At 74.4% G+C, this 16388-nt stretch carries 18 protein-coding genes; 6 read left to right on the top strand and 12 right to left on the bottom strand.

What is annotated here, in order from left to right; genetic code table 11:
* The first annotated feature begins 32 nt into the window (after positions 1-32).
* Complete coding sequence (locus tag ACIQVI_RS02415) at positions 33-1256, top strand: saccharopine dehydrogenase family protein (protein WP_403590059.1); 1224 nt, start codon at positions 33-35, stop codon at positions 1254-1256.
* A gap of 110 nt (positions 1257-1366) precedes the next feature.
* Here ACIQVI_RS02415 and ACIQVI_RS02410 read toward each other — a convergent pair whose 3' ends face one another.
* From ACIQVI_RS02410 to ACIQVI_RS02400, 3 genes are all read right to left on the bottom strand, one after another.
* Positions 1367-1675, bottom strand: a complete 309-nt coding sequence (locus ACIQVI_RS02410; RefSeq protein ID WP_403590055.1) for a hypothetical protein — start codon at positions 1673-1675, stop codon at positions 1367-1369.
* 154 nt (positions 1676-1829) lie between these two features.
* Positions 1830-2201, bottom strand: a complete 372-nt coding sequence (locus tag ACIQVI_RS02405) for a VOC family protein (protein ID WP_351969872.1) — start codon at positions 2199-2201, stop codon at positions 1830-1832.
* Between the two features lie 129 nt (positions 2202-2330).
* Positions 2331-3038 (bottom strand): endonuclease V, encoded by a 708-nt coding sequence (locus tag ACIQVI_RS02400; protein WP_403590050.1) that lies wholly within the window; start codon positions 3036-3038, stop codon positions 2331-2333.
* A gap of 89 nt (positions 3039-3127) precedes the next feature.
* Between ACIQVI_RS02400 and ACIQVI_RS02395 the strand changes: the two genes are divergently transcribed.
* Entirely contained in the window at positions 3128-3427 is a 300-nt protein-coding gene (locus ACIQVI_RS02395; RefSeq protein ID WP_351969870.1) for a YciI family protein, read from the top strand.
* A gap of 28 nt (positions 3428-3455) precedes the next feature.
* Here ACIQVI_RS02395 and ACIQVI_RS02390 read toward each other — a convergent pair whose 3' ends face one another.
* Entirely contained in the window at positions 3456-4562 is a 1107-nt protein-coding gene (locus ACIQVI_RS02390) for a WD40/YVTN/BNR-like repeat-containing protein (protein ID WP_403592203.1), read from the bottom strand.
* Between the two features lie 559 nt (positions 4563-5121).
* Here ACIQVI_RS02390 and ACIQVI_RS02385 point away from each other — a divergent pair.
* The 3 genes from ACIQVI_RS02385 (at position 5122) to ACIQVI_RS02375 (ending at position 8682) form a co-directional block, all read left to right on the top strand.
* Positions 5122-5538 carry an SsgA family sporulation/cell division regulator gene (locus ACIQVI_RS02385; protein WP_121829748.1) on the top strand — a complete coding sequence of 139 codons (417 nt, stop codon included), beginning with the start codon at positions 5122-5124 and terminating at the stop codon, positions 5536-5538.
* Between the two features lie 259 nt (positions 5539-5797).
* Positions 5798-7441, top strand: a complete 1644-nt coding sequence (locus ACIQVI_RS02380) for an ABC-F family ATP-binding cassette domain-containing protein (protein WP_403590046.1) — start codon at positions 5798-5800, stop codon at positions 7439-7441.
* Between the two features lie 266 nt (positions 7442-7707).
* Positions 7708-8682 (top strand): acyl-ACP desaturase, encoded by a 975-nt coding sequence (locus ACIQVI_RS02375; protein WP_351969868.1) that lies wholly within the window; start codon positions 7708-7710, stop codon positions 8680-8682.
* 73 nt (positions 8683-8755) lie between these two features.
* On the opposite strand, the gene ACIQVI_RS02370 is transcribed toward ACIQVI_RS02375, so the two are convergent.
* Entirely contained in the window at positions 8756-9013 is a 258-nt protein-coding gene (locus ACIQVI_RS02370; protein ID WP_062756753.1) for a WhiB family transcriptional regulator, read from the bottom strand.
* Between the two features lie 227 nt (positions 9014-9240).
* On the opposite strand from ACIQVI_RS02370, the gene ACIQVI_RS02365 reads away from it, so the two are divergent.
* Positions 9241-10071 (top strand): hypothetical protein, encoded by an 831-nt coding sequence (locus tag ACIQVI_RS02365; RefSeq protein ID WP_403590042.1) that lies wholly within the window; start codon positions 9241-9243, stop codon positions 10069-10071.
* On the opposite strand, the gene ACIQVI_RS02360 is transcribed toward ACIQVI_RS02365, so the two are convergent.
* The 7 genes from ACIQVI_RS02360 to ACIQVI_RS02330 form a co-directional block, all read right to left on the bottom strand.
* Positions 10061-11158, bottom strand: a complete 1098-nt coding sequence (locus ACIQVI_RS02360; RefSeq protein ID WP_403590039.1) for an LLM class flavin-dependent oxidoreductase — start codon at positions 11156-11158, stop codon at positions 10061-10063. The two genes, ACIQVI_RS02365 and ACIQVI_RS02360, sit on opposite strands and share 11 nt — an antisense overlap.
* A gap of 4 nt (positions 11159-11162) precedes the next feature.
* The gene (locus tag ACIQVI_RS02355) at positions 11163-12026 is read right to left on the bottom strand and encodes an ABC transporter substrate-binding protein (RefSeq protein ID WP_403590036.1); all 864 of its coding nucleotides are present in this window, start codon (positions 12024-12026) and stop codon (positions 11163-11165) included.
* Positions 12023-12814: an ABC transporter ATP-binding protein gene (locus tag ACIQVI_RS02350; RefSeq protein WP_351969864.1), complete on the bottom strand. Its 792-nt coding sequence runs from the start codon at positions 12812-12814 to the stop codon at positions 12023-12025. The genes ACIQVI_RS02355 and ACIQVI_RS02350 overlap by 4 nt, the downstream gene beginning before the upstream one ends.
* Positions 12811-13698, bottom strand: a complete 888-nt coding sequence (locus ACIQVI_RS02345) for an ABC transporter permease (protein ID WP_403590033.1) — start codon at positions 13696-13698, stop codon at positions 12811-12813. The genes ACIQVI_RS02350 and ACIQVI_RS02345 overlap by 4 nt, the downstream gene beginning before the upstream one ends.
* Complete coding sequence (locus ACIQVI_RS02340) at positions 13695-14717, bottom strand: ABC transporter substrate-binding protein (RefSeq protein WP_403590031.1); 1023 nt, start codon at positions 14715-14717, stop codon at positions 13695-13697. Before ACIQVI_RS02340 ends, ACIQVI_RS02345 begins: the two co-directional genes overlap by 4 nt.
* Positions 14718-14878: 161 nt before the next feature.
* Positions 14879-15943: an ABC transporter substrate-binding protein gene (locus tag ACIQVI_RS02335; RefSeq protein WP_403590029.1), complete on the bottom strand. Its 1065-nt coding sequence runs from the start codon at positions 15941-15943 to the stop codon at positions 14879-14881.
* Between the two features lie 275 nt (positions 15944-16218).
* Positions 16219-16335 (bottom strand): putative leader peptide, encoded by a 117-nt coding sequence (locus ACIQVI_RS02330; protein ID WP_403590027.1) that lies wholly within the window; start codon positions 16333-16335, stop codon positions 16219-16221.
* Between the last annotated feature and the right edge of the window lie 53 nt (positions 16336-16388).

Here is a 16388-nt window from a genome sequence, read left to right as displayed (position 1 = left end):
GGCGGCGCGGTCCGGCCGAGACGAGGGGCTGCATGGACACAGGGGCGGGCGTGGCGAGCGGGGCGGGGGCGGGCCCGGAGCGCGGGGGCAGGCCGTACGACGTGGTCCTCTTCGGGGCCACCGGTTTCGTGGGCGGGCTGACCGCGGAGTATCTGGCCGAGCACGCCCCCGACGGGTGCCGCTGGGCGCTCGCGGGACGCGGTCTCGGCAAGCTGGAGGCGCTGCGGGACCGGCTGGCCGCGACCCGGCCACACCTCGCGGACCTGCCGCTGGTCGTGGCGGACTCCGCCGACCCGGCCTCGCTGCGGGAGTTGGCCGAATCCGCCCGGGTGGTGGCGACGACGGTCGGACCGTACGTCTGGTACGGCGAGGAGCTGGTCGCCGCCTGCGCGGAGGCCGGAACGGACTATCTGGACCTGACGGGCGAGGCCGAGTTCGTGGACCTCGTGTACGTGCGGCACGACGCGCGCGCCCGGGAGACCGGCGCCCGGATCGTGCACGCCTGCGGCTTCGACTCGATCCCGCACGACCTGGGCGTGCACTTCACGGTGGGGCAGCTGCCGGAGGGCGTGCCGCTGCGGGTGGACGGTTTCGTACGGGCCGGGGCGGCCTTCTCGGGCGGCACCTTCGCCTCCGCGCTCACCGCGCTCGGCCGGGGCCGGGAGGTCCTGCGGGCCGCGCGCGAACGGCGCCTGCACGAGCCCCGGTTGGTGGGCCGCCGGTCGCGGGCCCCGCTGGGCGGCCCCCGGTTCAGCCGGGAGACGGGCACGTGGGCGCTGCCGCTGCCGACGCTCGACCCGCAGGTCGTGGCGCGTTCGGCGGCGGCCCTCGACCGGTACGGGCCGGACTTCCGCTACCGGCACTACGCCTCCGTGAAGACCCTCCCGATGGCGCTCGGCGGCGCGGCGGCGGTCGGCGCGGGCGTGGCGGCGGCCCAACTCCCGCCGGTGCGGAGCTGGCTGATGGAGCGTTACCGGGCCGGGGAGGGTCCGTCGGCCGAGCGGCGGGCCCGCAGCTGGTTCTCCGTGCGGTTCGTGGGCGAGGGCGGCGGGCGGCGGGTCTTCACCGAGGTGTCGGGCGGCGACCCGGGGTACGACGAGACGGCCAAGATGCTCGCCGAGTCGGCGCTCTGCCTCGCCTTCGACCCGCTGCCGAAGACCGCCGGGCAGGTGACGACGGCGACCGCGATGGGCGACGCCCTCACCGCCCGCCTGCGGGAGGCGGGCATCCGCTTCCGGGTGGCGCACCGGGGCTAGGGCCTGTCCGGCGGATCAGGGTCGCGGCCCCGGCCATGATCCGCCGGACAGGCCCTGGGGGGTGTCGCCCTCGTTCCGTACGGGCGAGGGCGGCACCCGGCGGGTCCCGGTCAGTAGGCGCTCACGTACCAGATCGCGCCGCCGAGGAAGACCGGCAGCGTGAAGGCCATCTGGAGCATCCAGGGGACGTCCGGTCCCTCGTCGTCGGGCTTGCCCGGGTTCTCCGCGCGCCACGTCATGAAGGCGCGCATCGCCTTCCGGTGACCGGCGACGCCCAGGGCGATGCCCAGGAACGCCCCGCAGTAGAGGGGGAGCAGCCCGGTCAGGGGCGTGTCGTAGGTGGTGCTGTAGGTCGCGGCCGCCACGAAGCACAGCGCCGGGCCGCACGACACCCAGAGCTTCTGCCGCCCGTTCGTCATGCCCGGAAACATCAGAGCGAGATACACGGCCACGGTGATCACGGCGAACAACCACCACAACGGTGACGTCCTGTCCATGTTCGCCCCCCCTTTCTTCATCCCCCGCCTTTACGGTCCGTGACCCATTCTCCCCGGTGGGCGGGGGCCCGCCGCCTCAGGGCCGTACGAGGCGGAAGGGGTGGCCGGCCGGGTCCGCGTAGACGCGCCGGGCCGGGTCGCCTCCCCCGTCGTCGAGCGGTACGGCTCCGAGGGCGAGGACGGCCTCGTCGGCGGCGGCCAGGTCGTCGACCCGCACGTCGAAGTGGAACTGCTGCTCGGGCGCGCCCCAGACGGGCGGCTGGTGGCCCGGGACGCTCTGGAAGGCGAGGACGGGGCCGCCGTCGCCGCGCAGGACGACACAGCCCTCGCCGGCGGTCCACCGGGGATCGGGGTCGTCGACCTCGCCGCCGATCAACCGCTGGTAGAAGAGGGCGAGTTCGTGCGCGTCCGGGCAGTCGAGGACGACGCACCGCAGCCTTCCGATCACGCGGGCCTCCCGGGGGCGGCGGGGGTCGGGGCCGGGCCGTGCGGGACGGCACGCTGCGGAACGGGAGGGGGAGGCGTCATGGCCCCCACCCTGCCGGACGGTCCGGGGAGCCGGTATCCGTACGCGTACTCAGAAGGCACCGGGCGCCCCGGAGAGCGCCTCCGCGAGGGCGCGGCGGCAGAGGGAGTCGGCGCGGCGGGTGGTCTCGGGGAGCCGGTAGCGCGGGGCGAGGTGGAGGGTGTGGGCGCAGGCGCGGGCGAGGGAGATCCGGTGGCCGACGGAGACGAAGACCGGCTTGACCCGGCTCCGGGTGCGCACGGCCCGCCCCACCTCCTCCCCGTCGGCGAGCAGCGGGGAGGAGTCGCCGCGCGCGGGCCCCGGCTGCTCGTGGGCGAAGGCGAAGGGGTTCTTGGCGACGCCGACGGACGGCCGCCCGGTGAGCACGCCGAGGTGGCTGGCGAGCCCGAAGCGGCGGGGGTGGGCGAGCCCGTAGCCGTCGCAGACCAGGAGGCCGGGGTCGGCCCCCAGGGCGTCGAGCGCGGCAAGCACGGTCGGGACCTCCCGGAAGGCGAGGAGGCCGGGGACGTACGGGAACGAGACCCGGCCGACCGCCGTCGCCTCCTCCACGACCTCCAGGGTCCGCGCGTCGAGCACGACGGCCGCGGCGGCGACGAGGTCCCGCTCGTCGTCGTAGGCCACGTCGAGCCCCGTGACGTGCCCCTCACCGACCGCCGGCCCCTCCTCGTCCCGTACGAGCCGCCCCCTCAGCTCCCGCTGGACGGCGAGGGCGGCGGTCTCGTCGGCGGGCCAGCCCGCCGGAATCTCGATGATCGTCATGATGCGGCCACCCTACGGCCGGGCGGGCGCCCGTTCCGAGGGCCGGAACGGACGCCCGGGGCCGGAGGGCGGCCGGTAGCCTGGCGATCATGTTCGTACTGGAATTGACCTACACCGCCCCCGTCGAGCGGGCGGACGCGCTGCTCGACGCGCACGTCGAGTGGCTCGACGCGCAGTACGCCGCCGGCGTGTTCCTCGCGTCCGGGCGGAAGAACCCCCGGGACGGCGGGGTGATCCTGGCCGCCGGGGTCGACCGCGCGGAGATCGAGAGGATCGCGGCGGCCGACCCGTTCAGCACCGAGGGCGTGTGCGCGTACCGGATCACGGAGTTCTACGCGACCAAGACGGTCGACGGGCTCGCCCCGTACCGGGACCGGCTGCCCTCCTAGTCTCCCGGCCTCCTAGCCTCCCGGCCCCCTAGCGGAGGCCCAGGCGTGCGATCCGGCCCTGTTCGCCGGAGGCCCAACAGGAGCCGTCCGGGGTGCAGTCGACCGTGTCGTACGAGCCGGTGTCGACCGTGCGCCAGGTGCGGCCGCCGTCGGTGGTGAGGTCCGTGCCGGTGGGGCCGACGGCGAGCGCGGCCGTCCTGCCGTACGGGAGCCAGGCGACGCCCGAGCGGTAGGCGGGCGGCGGCGCGGCCGAGGGGCGCCAGGTGCGGCCCGCGTCGGCGGTGACGGCGGCGGCCTCGGGGGACGGCTGGTCCTTGCGGTAGTCGCCGCCGACCGCGATGCCGTGCGTACGGTCGCGGAAGGCGAGTCCGAAGACGCCCCGGGCCGGGTCCCCGGCCGGGATCGGGGACGCGGTGGCGGTCCAGGTCAGGCCCCGGTCGGCGGAGTGCAGCACGCGCGCGGTGGCCGCGCCGCCCGTCGCCAGCCACACGTCCCGGGATCCTGCCGACACCAGGCACTGGCCGCTCGCCGCGAACCCCGCCTCGCCGGGGAGCGCCTCCGGCATCCCCGCGTCCGGCAGGACCCGCCAGGACCGGCCGCCGTCGCGGGTGGAGAGGACGCGGTACCTGCCGTCGACCGGGTCGCTCATGGCGAGGCCGTTGCGGGGGTCGAAGAAGGTCATGCAGTCGTAGAAGGCGCGCGGGTCGGTGTTGCGGAAGGACTCGGTCCAGGTGGCGCCGCCGTCCTCGGTGCGCAGCACCCGCGAGGCCTCGCCCTCCCCGATGGCGAGGACGACGGCCCGGCGGGCGTCGAAGGCCTCGACGTCGCGGAACTCCAGCCCCTCCGCGCCGGGCGGGGACACGTTCCGCCAGCTCCGGCCCCCGTCGGTGGTCCGCAGCACCGTGCCCTTGGATCCCGCGGCCCAGGCGGTGCGGCGGTCGACCGCCGCGAGCCCCCGGAAACGGGCGTCGGTACCGGTCGGCGCGAGCCGCCAGCCGAGCACGGACGGGAGGTGCCGGTCGGCCGCGAGCGCGAGCTGTCGGTCGGCCGCCGGTGCGGAGTCCCGGCCGGTCGTCGGCGGGAGGTCTCGGTCGGCGGACGACGCGGACCGCGCATCCGTAGCCGTCGCCGTCACCAGTGGCAGGTTCGCCGCCGGTACGAGCCGGCTCTCAGCCGCCGGCGCGAGCGGCCGGTCCGTCGCCGGCGCGAGCCGTTCCTCCCCCGTCGGCGCGACCGTCCGCGCGTGCTGTCCGTCGGTCGCCGCCGTGGGGGTCGCCCCGGCCCGCGCCGGGACGGCCAGGGTCAGCGCGAGCGCCGCCCCGACCAGTCCCGCCGACATCGTTCGTCTCGTCTTCCCCATGGACGTCATGGCGCCGGAAGCTAGTGCCCCCGCCCGTCCGCCGTCCAGGGTGCCTCCGCGCGAGCGGCCGGTACCGGTCGCGGGCCTCCGCATTCCGGCTGTACCACGACCTTTCCGACCCTTGCGCCGAATCGGCCCGACAACTTTCCGGCCAGAGTCGGGACGCGGCGGAAAGGCCCCGACCTGCCCGGACGCCCTTCCCCCGGGCCCGGTGACGCAGCTCACGTGGATCCGGAGTGCACGTTCCGGCCGTCTCTCCCGTCTTCCCGGGTGTCAGGAGCCCCGGTGTCGGGGAGACGCACAGGATCCGAAACCCGCGCGAGAGGAGCCGGTCTTGTCCGCCGTCATCGAGCAGGCCGTCCAGGCCCGTCTGGTCGCATCCGCTCCCCGGATGGAGACCGTCCCCGCCACCCTGCGGTACGACCGCGAGGATCCGTACGCCGTCAGCATGGCCTTCCCCCCGCCCGCGACCCTGGAGGGCGTCGAGGTCTCCTGGGCCTTCGCGCGCGAACTGCTCGTCCAGGGCGTCGAACGCCCGGCCGGGGTCGGGGACGTGCGGCTGCGCCCGTACGGCTACGACCGGACCGTGGTCGAGTTCCACGCCCCGGAGGGGGTGGCCATGGTCCACGTCCGGACCTCGGAGCTGCGCCGCTTCCTGGAGCGCTCGCAGCACCTGGTGCCGGAGGGGCGCGAGCACCAGTACCTGGACTGGGACCAGGACCTGACCGAGCTGTTCCGCGAGCGCCCGTGACCCCTCGCCGCCGGACCGTCCGTTAAATCGTTTGCCGCCCTCCCGGTCGGGCTCGTATCGTCGGCATCGACCTTGTCGTCACCCGATCGGAGAAGGACGTTGCTCGTCTGAGGTTGCGAGACACCGCGCCGCGCGTGCCCCCTGTGCCGCGTGTGCCGTTCTCGACCTCGGCGTACGAGCCGTCTTCCCACAGCCCGCGCCCCGGTGTCTCCACGCGTTGCATCTCTTCACGCCCGCGCTCGCGCAACCGGAGGCCTTCATGGCGCATCACCCCACTTTCCTCACCTGTTCCTCGCTCTCCTTCTCGTGGCCGGACGGCACCGAGGTCTTCGACGACCTCCGGCTCGCGGTCGGCCCCGGCCGCACCGGTCTCGTCGGGCTCAACGGCTCCGGCAAGTCCACGCTCCTCAAGCTGCTCGCGGGCGAGCTGACGCCCTCCTCCGGCACGGTCCGGGTCACCGGCGAACTCGGCCACCTGCCGCAGAACCTGGTCCTGGACACCACGCGCCGGGTCGACGAGATCCTCGGCATCGACGCGAAGCGGGCCGCCCTGCACGCCATCGAGGCGGGCGATGCGGCCGAGGAGCACTTCGCCGTCCTCGCCGACGACTGGGACGTCGAGGAGCGGGCCCGGGCCGCCCTCGACCAGCTCGGCCTGGACGGCATCGGCCTGGACCGGACCGTCGGCGAGGTCTCGGGCGGCGAGTCCGTCCTGCTGCGCCTCGCCGCGCTGCTGCTCGCCCGGCCCGACGTCCTGCTGCTCGACGAGCCGACCAACAACCTGGACCTGCACGCCCGCGCGCGCCTCTACGAGGCCGTGGAGAAGTGGTCCGGGGTGCTGGTCGTGGTCAGCCACGACCGCGAACTCCTGGAGCGGGTCGACCAGATCGCCGATCTGCGGGACGGCGAGGTCGCCTGGTACGGCGGCTCCTGGTCGGACTACGAGGCGGCGCTCGCCGCCGAACAGGAGGCGGCGGAGCGGATGGTGCGGGTCGCCGAGGCCGACGTCCAGCGGCAGAAGCGGGAACTGGCCGACACCCAGATGAAGTTGGCGCGCCGGAAGCGGTACGGGCAGAAGAGCTTCGAGAACAAAGTCGCCTCCAAGCTGGTGGCCAACAGCCAGAAGCGCAGCGCCCAGGTCACGGCCGGCAAGCAGCGCACGCTCCACGCCGAGCGCCTCTCGGAGGCCCGGGAGCGGCTGGACGCGGCGGTGGAGGCGGTGCGGGACGACGACGAGATCCGGGTCGAGCTGCCGCGCACCTCGGTGCCGCCGGGCCGCGAGGTGCTGCACCTGCGGGACCTGGAACTGTGCTACGGGGCCCGCGTCGGGGGCGCGTTCGAGCTGCGCGGCCCGGAGCGGATCGCGCTGGTCGGGCGGAACGGCGCCGGGAAGACGACGCTGCTCCGGACGATCGCCGGGGAGCTGGAGCCGCTGGCCGGAGAGGTGGACGCGCGGGTGCCGCTGCGCTTCCTGCCGCAGCGGCTCGACGTCCTGGACGACGGGCTGAGCGTGGTGGAGAACGTGGCCCGCTTCGCGCCCGCCGCGACGGCGAACGCGATCAGGGCCCGGCTCGCGCGGTTCCTGTTCCGGGGGGCGCGGGCCGACCGGGCCGTGGGCACCCTCTCGGGCGGGGAGCGGTTCCGGGCGACGCTCGCGGCGCTGCTCCTCGCGGAGCCGGCCCCGCAGCTGCTGATGCTGGACGAGCCGACCAACAACCTGGACATGGCGTCGGTGCGGAAGCTGACGGAGGCCCTCGACGCCTACGAGGGGGCGCTGGTCGTGGCGAGCCACGACGTGGCGTTCCTGGAGTCGCTCGGGATCACCCGCTGGCTGCTGCTCGACGGCGAGCTGCGGCCGACGACCGCCGAGGAGGTCCGGGAGGTGGCCGCCGACCGGTCCTGACGGCCGCGCGCCCGGACGCCCCGGGGGCGCGCACCCAGCGCCGCCGGACGCTCGCGCCGTGTAGTCGGCGGGGTGTCCGGCGGGCGCCGCACCGGACGTGACCTGCGTCTCCGGAAACCGGCTCGACCAGGGAGCATGACGGAGCGTGACCGGGCGATGCCGGGGGCGGGGTTGGTGGACGCCTTACGGAGCCTTAACCTACGGTTTCGTAACCTACGGATTCGTAGGTACGCCCGTATGTCCTTCTCCGTCCCCAGGAGTTCCCCTTGACGCTCACCTCTCCCCACCTCGGCAGCTCGGCAGAGTGGACCGACGCCCGGTTGCTCTACGCCCTGGAAGAGGTCGTGGAGAAGGAGCTCAACCGGCACCTGAAGGTCACCAAGGACTGGATGCCGCACGAGTACGTGCCGTGGTCCGACGGCCGGAACTTCCCGGGCTTCTTCGAGGACGGCGAGGCCTGGGACCCGAAGCAGTCCAAGGTGACCGAGATCGGGAAGATCGCCCTCGTGGTCAACCTGCTCACCGAGGACAACCTGCCGAGCTACCACCACGAGATCGCCAGCCTCTTCGGCCGCGACGGCGCCTGGGGCACCTGGGTGCACCGCTGGACCGCCGAGGAGGGCCGGCACGGCATCGTGATGCGCGACTACCTGCTGGCCTCGCGCGCGGTGGACCCGGACAAGCTGGAGCAGTTCCGGATGGCGCACATGAGCGAGGGCTTCGAGTCCGACAACCGGCACTCGATGCTGCACTCCGTGGCGTACGTCGCCTTCCAGGAGCTGGCCACCCGCATCTCGCACCGCAACACCGGCCACCAGTCCGGCGACCCGGTCTGCGACCGGATGCTCGCCCGCATCGCCACCGACGAGAACCTGCACATGGTCTTCTACCGCAACCTGCTGGGCGCGGCCTTCGAGATCGCCCCCGACCTGACCATGCAGGCCGTGCGGGACGTCGTGGTCGGCTTCCGGATGCCCGGGCACGGGATGCCGGGCTTCGAGCGGGCGGCGGCGCAGATGGCGATCGGCGAGATCTACAACATGCGCATCCACCACGACGACGTGCTCCAGCCCGTGCTGCGCTTCCTCAAGGTCCTCCAGATCGACGGCCTGGGGCCGGAGGGGCTGCGCGCCCAGGAGGAACTGGGCCTGTACATGAACGGTCTGAACAGCGAGGCGAGCAAGTTCGACGAGAAGCTCGCGGCCCGCAAGGCCCGGCTGGCGGCCCGCGCGGCGGGCTGACCGCCCGGACACCCCGTCCGGACCGCCCCACGACGCCGGACCACCGCGCGGCGGACGCTCCCGCCGCGCGCGGTCAGCCCCGGTTGCGCTTCAGCCGGAACCGCTCCTTCTCCGAGAGCCCGCCCCACACGCCGAACCGCTCGTCGTGCGCGAGGGCGTACTCCAGGCACGCCACCCGCCCCTCACAGGCCCCGCAGAGCTGCTTCGCCTCGCGGGTGGAGGAGCCGGGTGCCGGAAAGAAGAACTCCGGGCCGGCCTGGGCGCAGAGCGCGTTCTCCTGCCAGCTCATGTCGGGCTCCGGTGCGGTCAGTACGCTCGTGTCGGTCTGCATGTCGTACACCGTGCCGGAGCGTCGTAAACGAGCCATCAACGTTCGATCAATGCGGCGCGCCGAAAGGATTTGTCAGGTGGCCCCGCATGGACGAGGATCACCGTGTGACGACCAGAAAGGGCCATGCCGCCTAGGCGCCCCGCTCCGCTCTCCCGCGCTCGCGCGCCACCGGGCCCCGCTCCCCGCAGCGCCCGACCGCACCCCGCGACCGCCCACCCGGAGAGCCCGTGCACGAGATCGCCCTCACCCCTCACGCCCGTCTGCCCCGCGCGCACCACGACCGCCACGTCCTGGGCAGTACCGTCGACGCGTTCGGCGCCGCCCACTGGCTGCTTGCCGAGCGCGGGGCCGACGCGGACCCGTACGACGCCCTGGTCGTGTCCGTGGCCGACGGGGCCGTCGAGACCATGGAACTGAGCGCCGTACGGGCCCGGTGGCCCAAACTGGACCGACTGCCGGACGGCAGGTTCGTCGTCGCCTCGTCCCGGAGCGACGGGGGCGACGACACGAGCCAGGTGCAGGTCTTCAACACGCTCGGGCGCGAGTACGCGGCCTTCTCCGTCGGGGACGCGATCGAGCACCTGCTCGCGGACGAGGCCGGCGACCTGTGGGTCGGACACTTCGACGAGAATCCCCTGGGCATCCGCCGCTGGAGCGCGACGGGTGAACTGCTGTGGGCGTCCGAGGACGATCCCGGCGCCGGGTGGATCACGGACTGCTACGCCCTGAACGTGTCCGGCACCGGCGTCTGGGCCTGCCCGTACGTCGATTTCCCGCTCCTGGAGATCAGGCCCGGCCAGGACGTGAGGAGACGGGCCGGCATCGTGAGAGGCGCCGACTCCCTGGCCGTCCACGGCGAGCGGGTCGCCTTCCTCGACCACGGCCGGATCGTCCACGGGGAGATGACCGGGAGCTCCGTGGAACGGAGGGACGTCGCCCTGCTCACCCGCCCGGAGGGCGGCCCCGTCGGCCGCCGCCGGGTCGCCGCCCGGGGGAGCAGGATCTACGTCGGGTACGGCCCCCTCACCGAGTGGGGCGTCTTCGACCTCAGCGCGTGACCCCCAGGGCCGGCAGGACCGTCTCGGCCACTCGGTAGGCCTCCTCCAGGAGGGGGTTGCCGGAGAGGATGAAGGTGTCGACGCCCAGGTCGCGGTATTCCTGGAGGCGTTCGACGACCTGGGAGGTGGAGCCGACGACCGCCGTGCCGGGGCCGGGGCGGAAGAGGCTCATGCCGGGCCAGAGGTTGGGGTGGGTCTCCAGTTCGCGGGCGCGGGCCGGGACCCGGCCGCCGTGCTGGCGGAACTGGCGCTGCCAGCCGACGCCGTCCTCCCCCGCACGCTCGCCGAGCTGCCGGGCGTACGTCGCCTCGCTGGTGACGTCGAGGAGCCGGTCGGCGGCGGCCCAGGCCTCGTCCTCGGTGTCGCGGACGATGAGGTGGAGGCGCAGGCCGATGCGGAGGGTGCGTCCGTGGGCGGCGGCCCTGGCCCGTACGTGGTCGAGCTTCTCCTTGAGGAGGTGCGGCGGTTCGCCCCAGGTGAGGTAGACGTCGACGTGTTCGGCGGCCATCTCGATGCCGGGGGCCGAGGAGCCGCCGAACCAGAGCGGGACGTGCGGCTCCTGGACCGGGCGCAGGTCGCGGAAGGAGGCGCCCGCGTTCCTGAGGTCGTAGAAGCGCCCCTTGTGGTCGAAGACCTCCCCCGCCGTGAGCCGCTTCACGATCGACCAGTACTCGGCGCTCAGTTCGTACCGCTCGTCGTGCTCGACGTGCAGGCCGTACTCGCGCAGGGAGGCGGTCGAGCCGTTGACGACGTTGAAGCGGAGCCGGCCGCCGAAGAGGTTGTCGAAGGTGAGCGCCGTCTTGGCCAGCAGGGTGGGGGAGATCAGGCCGGGGTGGACGGCCAGGAGGGGCTTGAAGCGGGTGCTGGTGGAGGCCGCGAGCGCGGAGCCGAGCGGCCACACGTCGTAGAGGTCGGTGGCGAGCAACGCCCCGGTGTAGCCGAGGCGTTCGACCGTTCCGGCGAGCTGCTGGAGGTAGCCGAGGTCGACGGGGCGGCGGCCCTCCGGCTCCCACGGGTAGGCGCCTTCGCGCGGGATGATGTACCAGAGGACTTCGGGGGCCCGGGGGTTCGGTTCCTGGGTGGTCACGGGATCAGGCCTTCCGGGGCAGCGCGTCCGCGACGGTGATCGCGCGGTCGACGAATCCGGTGCGGTGGAAGACGTCCGCCGCCCGCTGCTGCTCCGCGACGAACTCCTCGCCGACCTCCTCGATCGTCCAGGGCAGGGCGCGCAGGGCGGTCTCCCAGTCGTCCACCGTGCCGCCCTGGTCGGCGGCGGCGATCTCGGCGGCCTCGCGCGGGTGGGCGGCGGCCCACTCGTCGGCCCGGCGCAGGGCCCGGACGAGCGCCTCGACCACCTCGGGCCGCTCCTCGGCCAGGTCGCGGCGGGTGAAGAAGACGGACCGGTCGCTGATGACCTCGCCGGTGGGGACGAGGACGCGCAGGCCGCCGGTGCGGCGGGCGGCGGCCAGTTCGGCGCCCTGGGCGACCCAGGCGGTGATCTCGCCGGAGCGCAGCTTCTCCTCGCTGCCGGAGTCGCCGCGCACGGCGGTGACGTCGGTGGCGTACGACAGGCCCGCGTCGTCCAGGGCCTTGGCGACGAGGTGGGTCTGCCAGGAGCCGACGGCGAGGTGGACGGTGCCGCCCTTGAGGTCGGCGACGGTGCGGACCGGGCTGTCCTCAAGGACGAGGAGGGCGCCGTGGTCGGGGCGGGGCGCCGAGACGGCGACGTAGACGATGTCGTGGCCGGCGGCCTGCGCGGTGACGGGCGGGGTGGAGCCGGTGCCGCCGAAGTCGATGGTGCCGTCGGCGAGGTGCGCGCCGGTGCGGACGCCGTCGGTGTACGGGTGCCAGGCCACGGTCTCGCCGAAGGCGGCGAGCTCCTGCTCGGCGTAGCCGAGGCGGGAGAGGTGGTAGAGGGAGGGGTTGCTGCGGTGGACACCGATGACGACGGTCATGCGGGCGCTCCTTCGAAGGACTCTTCGGACGGGACGGTGACGGGGTTCGGGGCGGGCGCTTCCTCGGGGGCGTGGACCCCGAGGTCCGCGAGGAGGCGGCGGCGGAGGGCGACGAAGGCCGGATCTCCGGGGTCGCGGGGGTGGTCGACGGCGACGGGTTCGTCGGTGACGAGCCGGCCGTCGCGCAGGACGGCGACCCGGTCCGCGAGGCGCACGGCCTCGTCGACGTCGTGGGTGACGAGCAGGACGGCGGGCCGGTGGATCCGGCGCAGCTCGCCGACCAGGTCCTGCATCCGGAGCCGGGTCAGCGCGTCGAGGGCGGCGAACGGCTCGTCCAGGAGCAGTAGTTCGGGCTCCCTGACCAGGGCCCGGGCGAGCGCGACCCGCTGGGCCTCGCCGCCGGAGAGGGTGGCGGGCCAGGCGTCGGCGTGCCGTTCGAGGCCGACCTCCGCGAGGGCCCGCAGACCGGTCTCCCGGGTCGCGGCGCCGCGCGGGAGGCCGACGGTCACGTTGGCGAGGACCTTCTTGGAGGGGATGAGCCGGGGCTCCTGGAAGACGATCGTGCGGGCGGCGGGGACGAGGGCCTCTCCCCCGTCGGCGCCGTCGAGGGCGCCGAGGATGCGGAGCAGGGTCGTCTTGCCGCTGCCGCTCGCCCCGAGCAGGGCGAGGAACTCGCCGCGCGCCAGGGTGAGGTCGAGGCCGTCGAGGACCGCGCGGGTGCCGAAGACCCGGCGCAGGCCCCGTACCCGTACCGCCGTTCCTCCGGTCCCGGTGGTGGGCGCGGTCATCGGGCTCCTCCCCCGGGGCCGGCCGTGCGCCAGGGCATGAGGACCCGCTCCAGGCCCCGGACGAGGACGTCGGCGGTGAGGCCGAGCAGACCGTAGACGAGGATGCAGACGGCGAGGACGTCGGTGCGGGCGTAGCTCTGGGCCTGGGACATCAGATAGCCGATGCCCGCGGTGGCGTTGATCTCCTCGGCGGCGATGAGCGCGATGACGCTCAGCGTCATGGAGAGCCGCAGTCCGGCGAGGAGCGAGGGCAGGGCGCCGGGCAGGACGACCTGGCGGACGATCGCGAGCCGGCCGAGGCCGAAGCTGCGCATGGCCTCGACGAGCTTGCGGTCGGTGTTGCGGACGCCGCCGGTGGTGGAGACGTACATCGGGAAGGTGGTGGCGACCGCGATGAGCAGGATCTTCGCGGTCTCGTTGATCCCGAACCAGACCATGAAGAGGGGGACGAGGGAGAGGAAGGGGATGGTGCGCAGGGTCTGGAGGGAGGAGTCGAGGAGTTCGTCGCCGAGCCGGGTGAAGCCGGTGGTGATGCCGAGGGTGAGCCCGGCGGCGAGGCCGATGACGAGCCCGATGCCCGAGCGGGTGAGGGAGGTGGCGAGCGCGTCGGGCAGCTGCCCGTTGCCCCACAACTCTCCTACCGCTCCGACGACTTGGGCGGGCGAGGCGAGCACGTCGGGGGTGAGGAGCCCGGTGGCGGAGGAGGCCCACCAGAGGGCGAGGAGGGCGACCGGGCCGAGGGCGCGGACGGTGAGGGCATACGTGCGGGAGCGGGCGCGGTGGACGGGCGGGCGGGGGGCGACGAGCCCGGAGGCGTCCCCTTCGGTCCCGCTCCCCCGGAGCTTCCCGGTCGGGGGCTTCGCGCCGGTGGCCGGGGCCGTCACGACAGCTTCTCCACGTCGAGGAGGTGGGCGGCGATGTCGACCTTGTTCGGCGTGACCTTCTGGTCGGCGTAGAAGCGGGCGACGGTCTCGAAGCGCTTGACGTCCTCGGGTCCGATCGGGTCGACGGTGCCCGCCTTGGCGGTGAAGGCGATCTGGACCTCCTTGGCCTTGCCGTTGACGGCGGTGGGGCCGGCGTCGGTGAAGACGTTGAGGTAGGCGGCCGGGTCCTTCCTCTCCTTGGCGCTGTTCTCGTGGAGGTAGGCGTAGAGGGCCTTGACGATCTCGGGGTGCTCCTCGGCGAACTTCGAACGGACCGCGTTCAGGCTGTAGTTGTCGGATCCGATGGCGGTTCCGTCGGCGAGGAAGCGGGCCTTGCCCGAGCCGATCTCGGCGACGGCGTAGGTGGACCAGACGGCCCAGGCGTCGACCTGGCCGGCGTTGAAGACGGCGGCGGTCTGGTCGGGGCGGAGGTAGACGCGCTCGACCTCGTCGGCGGGGATGCCGGCTCCGGCGAGGGCCTTGAGGAGGAGGTACTCGCCGGTGCCGCCCTTGTTGACGGCGACCTTGCGGCCGACGAGGTCCTTCACGGAGGCGATGTCGGAGCCCTCGCGGACGAGGATGCCCTCGCCGACGGGGTCGGGGTCGGTCGCGGTGAAGAAGGCGAAGCCGGGGCTCTGGGAGAGGGAGGTGATGCCGGAGGTGATCGAGCCGGTGGCGATGTCGAGCTGGTCGGCGTTCATCGCCTGGGCGGCGGGGGCGAAGGGGCCGGCGCTGCCGGTCCAGGCCACCTTGGCGCCGACGGCGGCGAGGGCCTCGTCGAGGCTGCCGTCCTTCTTGCCGAGGGCGAGGACGCCGGAGTTGCCGGGGTCGGGGATCCGGACGGTGACCGTTCCCTTCGCCCCCTTCGGGCCGCCGTCCCCGCCCGCGGCCGTGTCCGCGGCCGGGCTGCCGCCGCAGGCGGTGACGGTGGCGAGGGCGGCGAGGGCCGCCAGAGCGGCGAGCGGGGTGAGTGGGCGCATGACGGCCGTCCTTCGGGGTCGGGGTGGCTTGCGTCGGTGACGGGGCGGGGGCGGGTGGGGCGGTACGGGGCACGTACGGCGGTACGGGGGCGCGTGGCGCCGTGGTTACGGGGCGGGCACGCGTTCCGCGTGGTTACGGAGCGGGTTCGCGCATCGCGCGGTTACGGGACCCGCTGCGGGGACGGCCCCGCGTGCGGTTCCGGTACGACGGTGGAGGCCGAGGAGGAGGTGGCAGTGGCGGCAGCGAGCAGCCGAGCGCGGCGCAGTGGTTCCGGGTCGGCCCAGGTCCGTACGTCCACGGCCCCGGGCAGGAAGCCGTGGGCGCGCAGGGCCTCCTCCTGGCGGGCGAGGAGGTCGAGGCGGGTCTCGGACAGGTCGGGGTGGAGGGTGCGGTGGGTGCCGGGCCGGTAGGCGCCCGCGACCCCCTCCGCGCCCGCGCCGGTCTCGGCGCCGAGGATGCGGGCGACCTCGTCCGGTTCGCCGGCGGCCCAGTCGGCGGCGCGGAGCAGGACGGAGAGGAAGCGGGCCACGAGGTCGGGGTGCTCGTCCAGGAGGTCCTGGTGCACGGTGAGGGGGCGGGGGGTGCCGTTGTTGACGCGGTGCGCGGGGTCGGGCAGCTCGTCGAGCTCGACGGCCACCTCGGCGCCGGCCCGCCGGGCGGCCTCGACGGCGAGGGCGCCCTTCACGTAGACGGCGTCGACCTCGCCCCGGCGCAGGGCGTCCAGTTCGGCGGCCCACTGGCCCTCGTGCCCGTCGGCGGGCACGTCGACGAGGACGGCGTCGGCGAGTCCGTACCCCGCCGAGGCGAGGACGCCCTCGAAGCCGCGCAGGGCCATCGCGCGCCAGAAGTCGATGGGGACGGAGTGGCGGGGCACGGCGAGCCGGAGTCCGCGCAGGGCGGCGGCTCCGCGCACCGGGGAGCCGGGGGCGACGAGGACCGCCTGCCGCTCCTCGATCCAGGTGAGTCCGACGAGCCGGGTGCGCTCGCCCCGCGAACGGGCCCACAGCGCGGGCACGTTGCCGCCCTCGCGGAAGAGGCCGGGGAGGGCGTGGGTGAAGTGGGTGGCGCGGTCGGCGCCGGGTTCGGCGTCCTGGAGCGAGCGGACGGCGATGCCGTCAGCCGCGAACTCCCCGGCGAGCCAGCCGCGGTCGGCGGCGACGCCGGTGGCGGTGGGGACGGGGCAGCGGGTGAACCAGAGCGTGTCGGGCACGCGGGCGTGCGTCATGGAGGGCTTCCCGGGGTGTGGTGGGGGCGAGGGGGCGGCGGCTGGGCGCGTCGGCGGCGGGCGGCCGTCCCGGCTCGGACGGGGGCGCGGGTCCGGTGGACGGCGGGTGCCGCGCGGAGGGCTTTTCGGCCACGGCCTCGCGGGGGCGGGCGCCACCGGACGGAGGCGCGGTGGATCCGGAGGCGGGCCTGGGGCGTACAGAACGGAGGGGCCGTCAGCCGGAGCCGTCACCGGCGTGTCGTGCCGGGGGCGGCCGGTCCCGGCCGCCGGTCGCGTCAGCGACAGGTGGCGCCGGCGACGCGGGCCAGGTCGATGTGGCGGCGGCGGGTGAGGCCGAGCGGCACGGGGGAGGCGGCGGGCGTACGGCGCGTCGTACGGAGTCCGTTCGTCACTGGCCCTGCTCCTTCCCGCTCGGTACCGCCGTGGTGGTGCGTTGGCCGGAACC

Source organism: Streptomyces sp. NPDC098101, assembly GCF_044760185.1.
In the GTDB taxonomy this organism is placed as follows: domain Bacteria; phylum Actinomycetota; class Actinomycetes; order Streptomycetales; family Streptomycetaceae; genus Streptomyces.
The sequence above is the reverse complement of the archived record's forward strand: the minus strand, read 5'-3'. Positions and strand labels throughout refer to the sequence as shown.

Bases quoted from the DNA above. Each gene is read 5' to 3' on its own strand.
- ACIQVI_RS02350 (WP_351969864.1), bottom strand. From the start codon at position 12,814: ATGACCGCGCCCACCACCGGGACCGGAGGAACGGCGGTACGGGTACGG.
- ACIQVI_RS02410 (WP_403590055.1), bottom strand. From the start codon at position 1,675: ATGACGAACGGGCGGCAGAAGCTCTGGGTGTCGTGCGGCCCGGCGCTG.
- ACIQVI_RS02370 (WP_062756753.1), bottom strand. From the start codon at position 9,013: ATGCAGACCGACACGAGCGTACTGACCGCACCGGAGCCCGACATGAGC.
- ACIQVI_RS02340 (WP_403590031.1), bottom strand. From the start codon at position 14,717: ATGCGCCCACTCACCCCGCTCGCCGCTCTGGCGGCCCTCGCCGCCCTC.
- ACIQVI_RS02395 (WP_351969870.1), top strand. From the start codon at position 3,128: ATGTTCGTACTGGAATTGACCTACACCGCCCCCGTCGAGCGGGCGGAC.
- ACIQVI_RS02415 (WP_403590059.1), top strand. From the start codon at position 33: ATGGACACAGGGGCGGGCGTGGCGAGCGGGGCGGGGGCGGGCCCGGAG.
- ACIQVI_RS02400 (WP_403590050.1), bottom strand. From the start codon at position 3,038: ATGACGATCATCGAGATTCCGGCGGGCTGGCCCGCCGACGAGACCGCC.
- ACIQVI_RS02335 (WP_403590029.1), bottom strand. From the start codon at position 15,943: ATGACGCACGCCCGCGTGCCCGACACGCTCTGGTTCACCCGCTGCCCC.
- ACIQVI_RS02380 (WP_403590046.1), top strand. From the start codon at position 5,798: ATGGCGCATCACCCCACTTTCCTCACCTGTTCCTCGCTCTCCTTCTCG.
- ACIQVI_RS02355 (WP_403590036.1), bottom strand. From the start codon at position 12,026: ATGACCGTCGTCATCGGTGTCCACCGCAGCAACCCCTCCCTCTACCAC.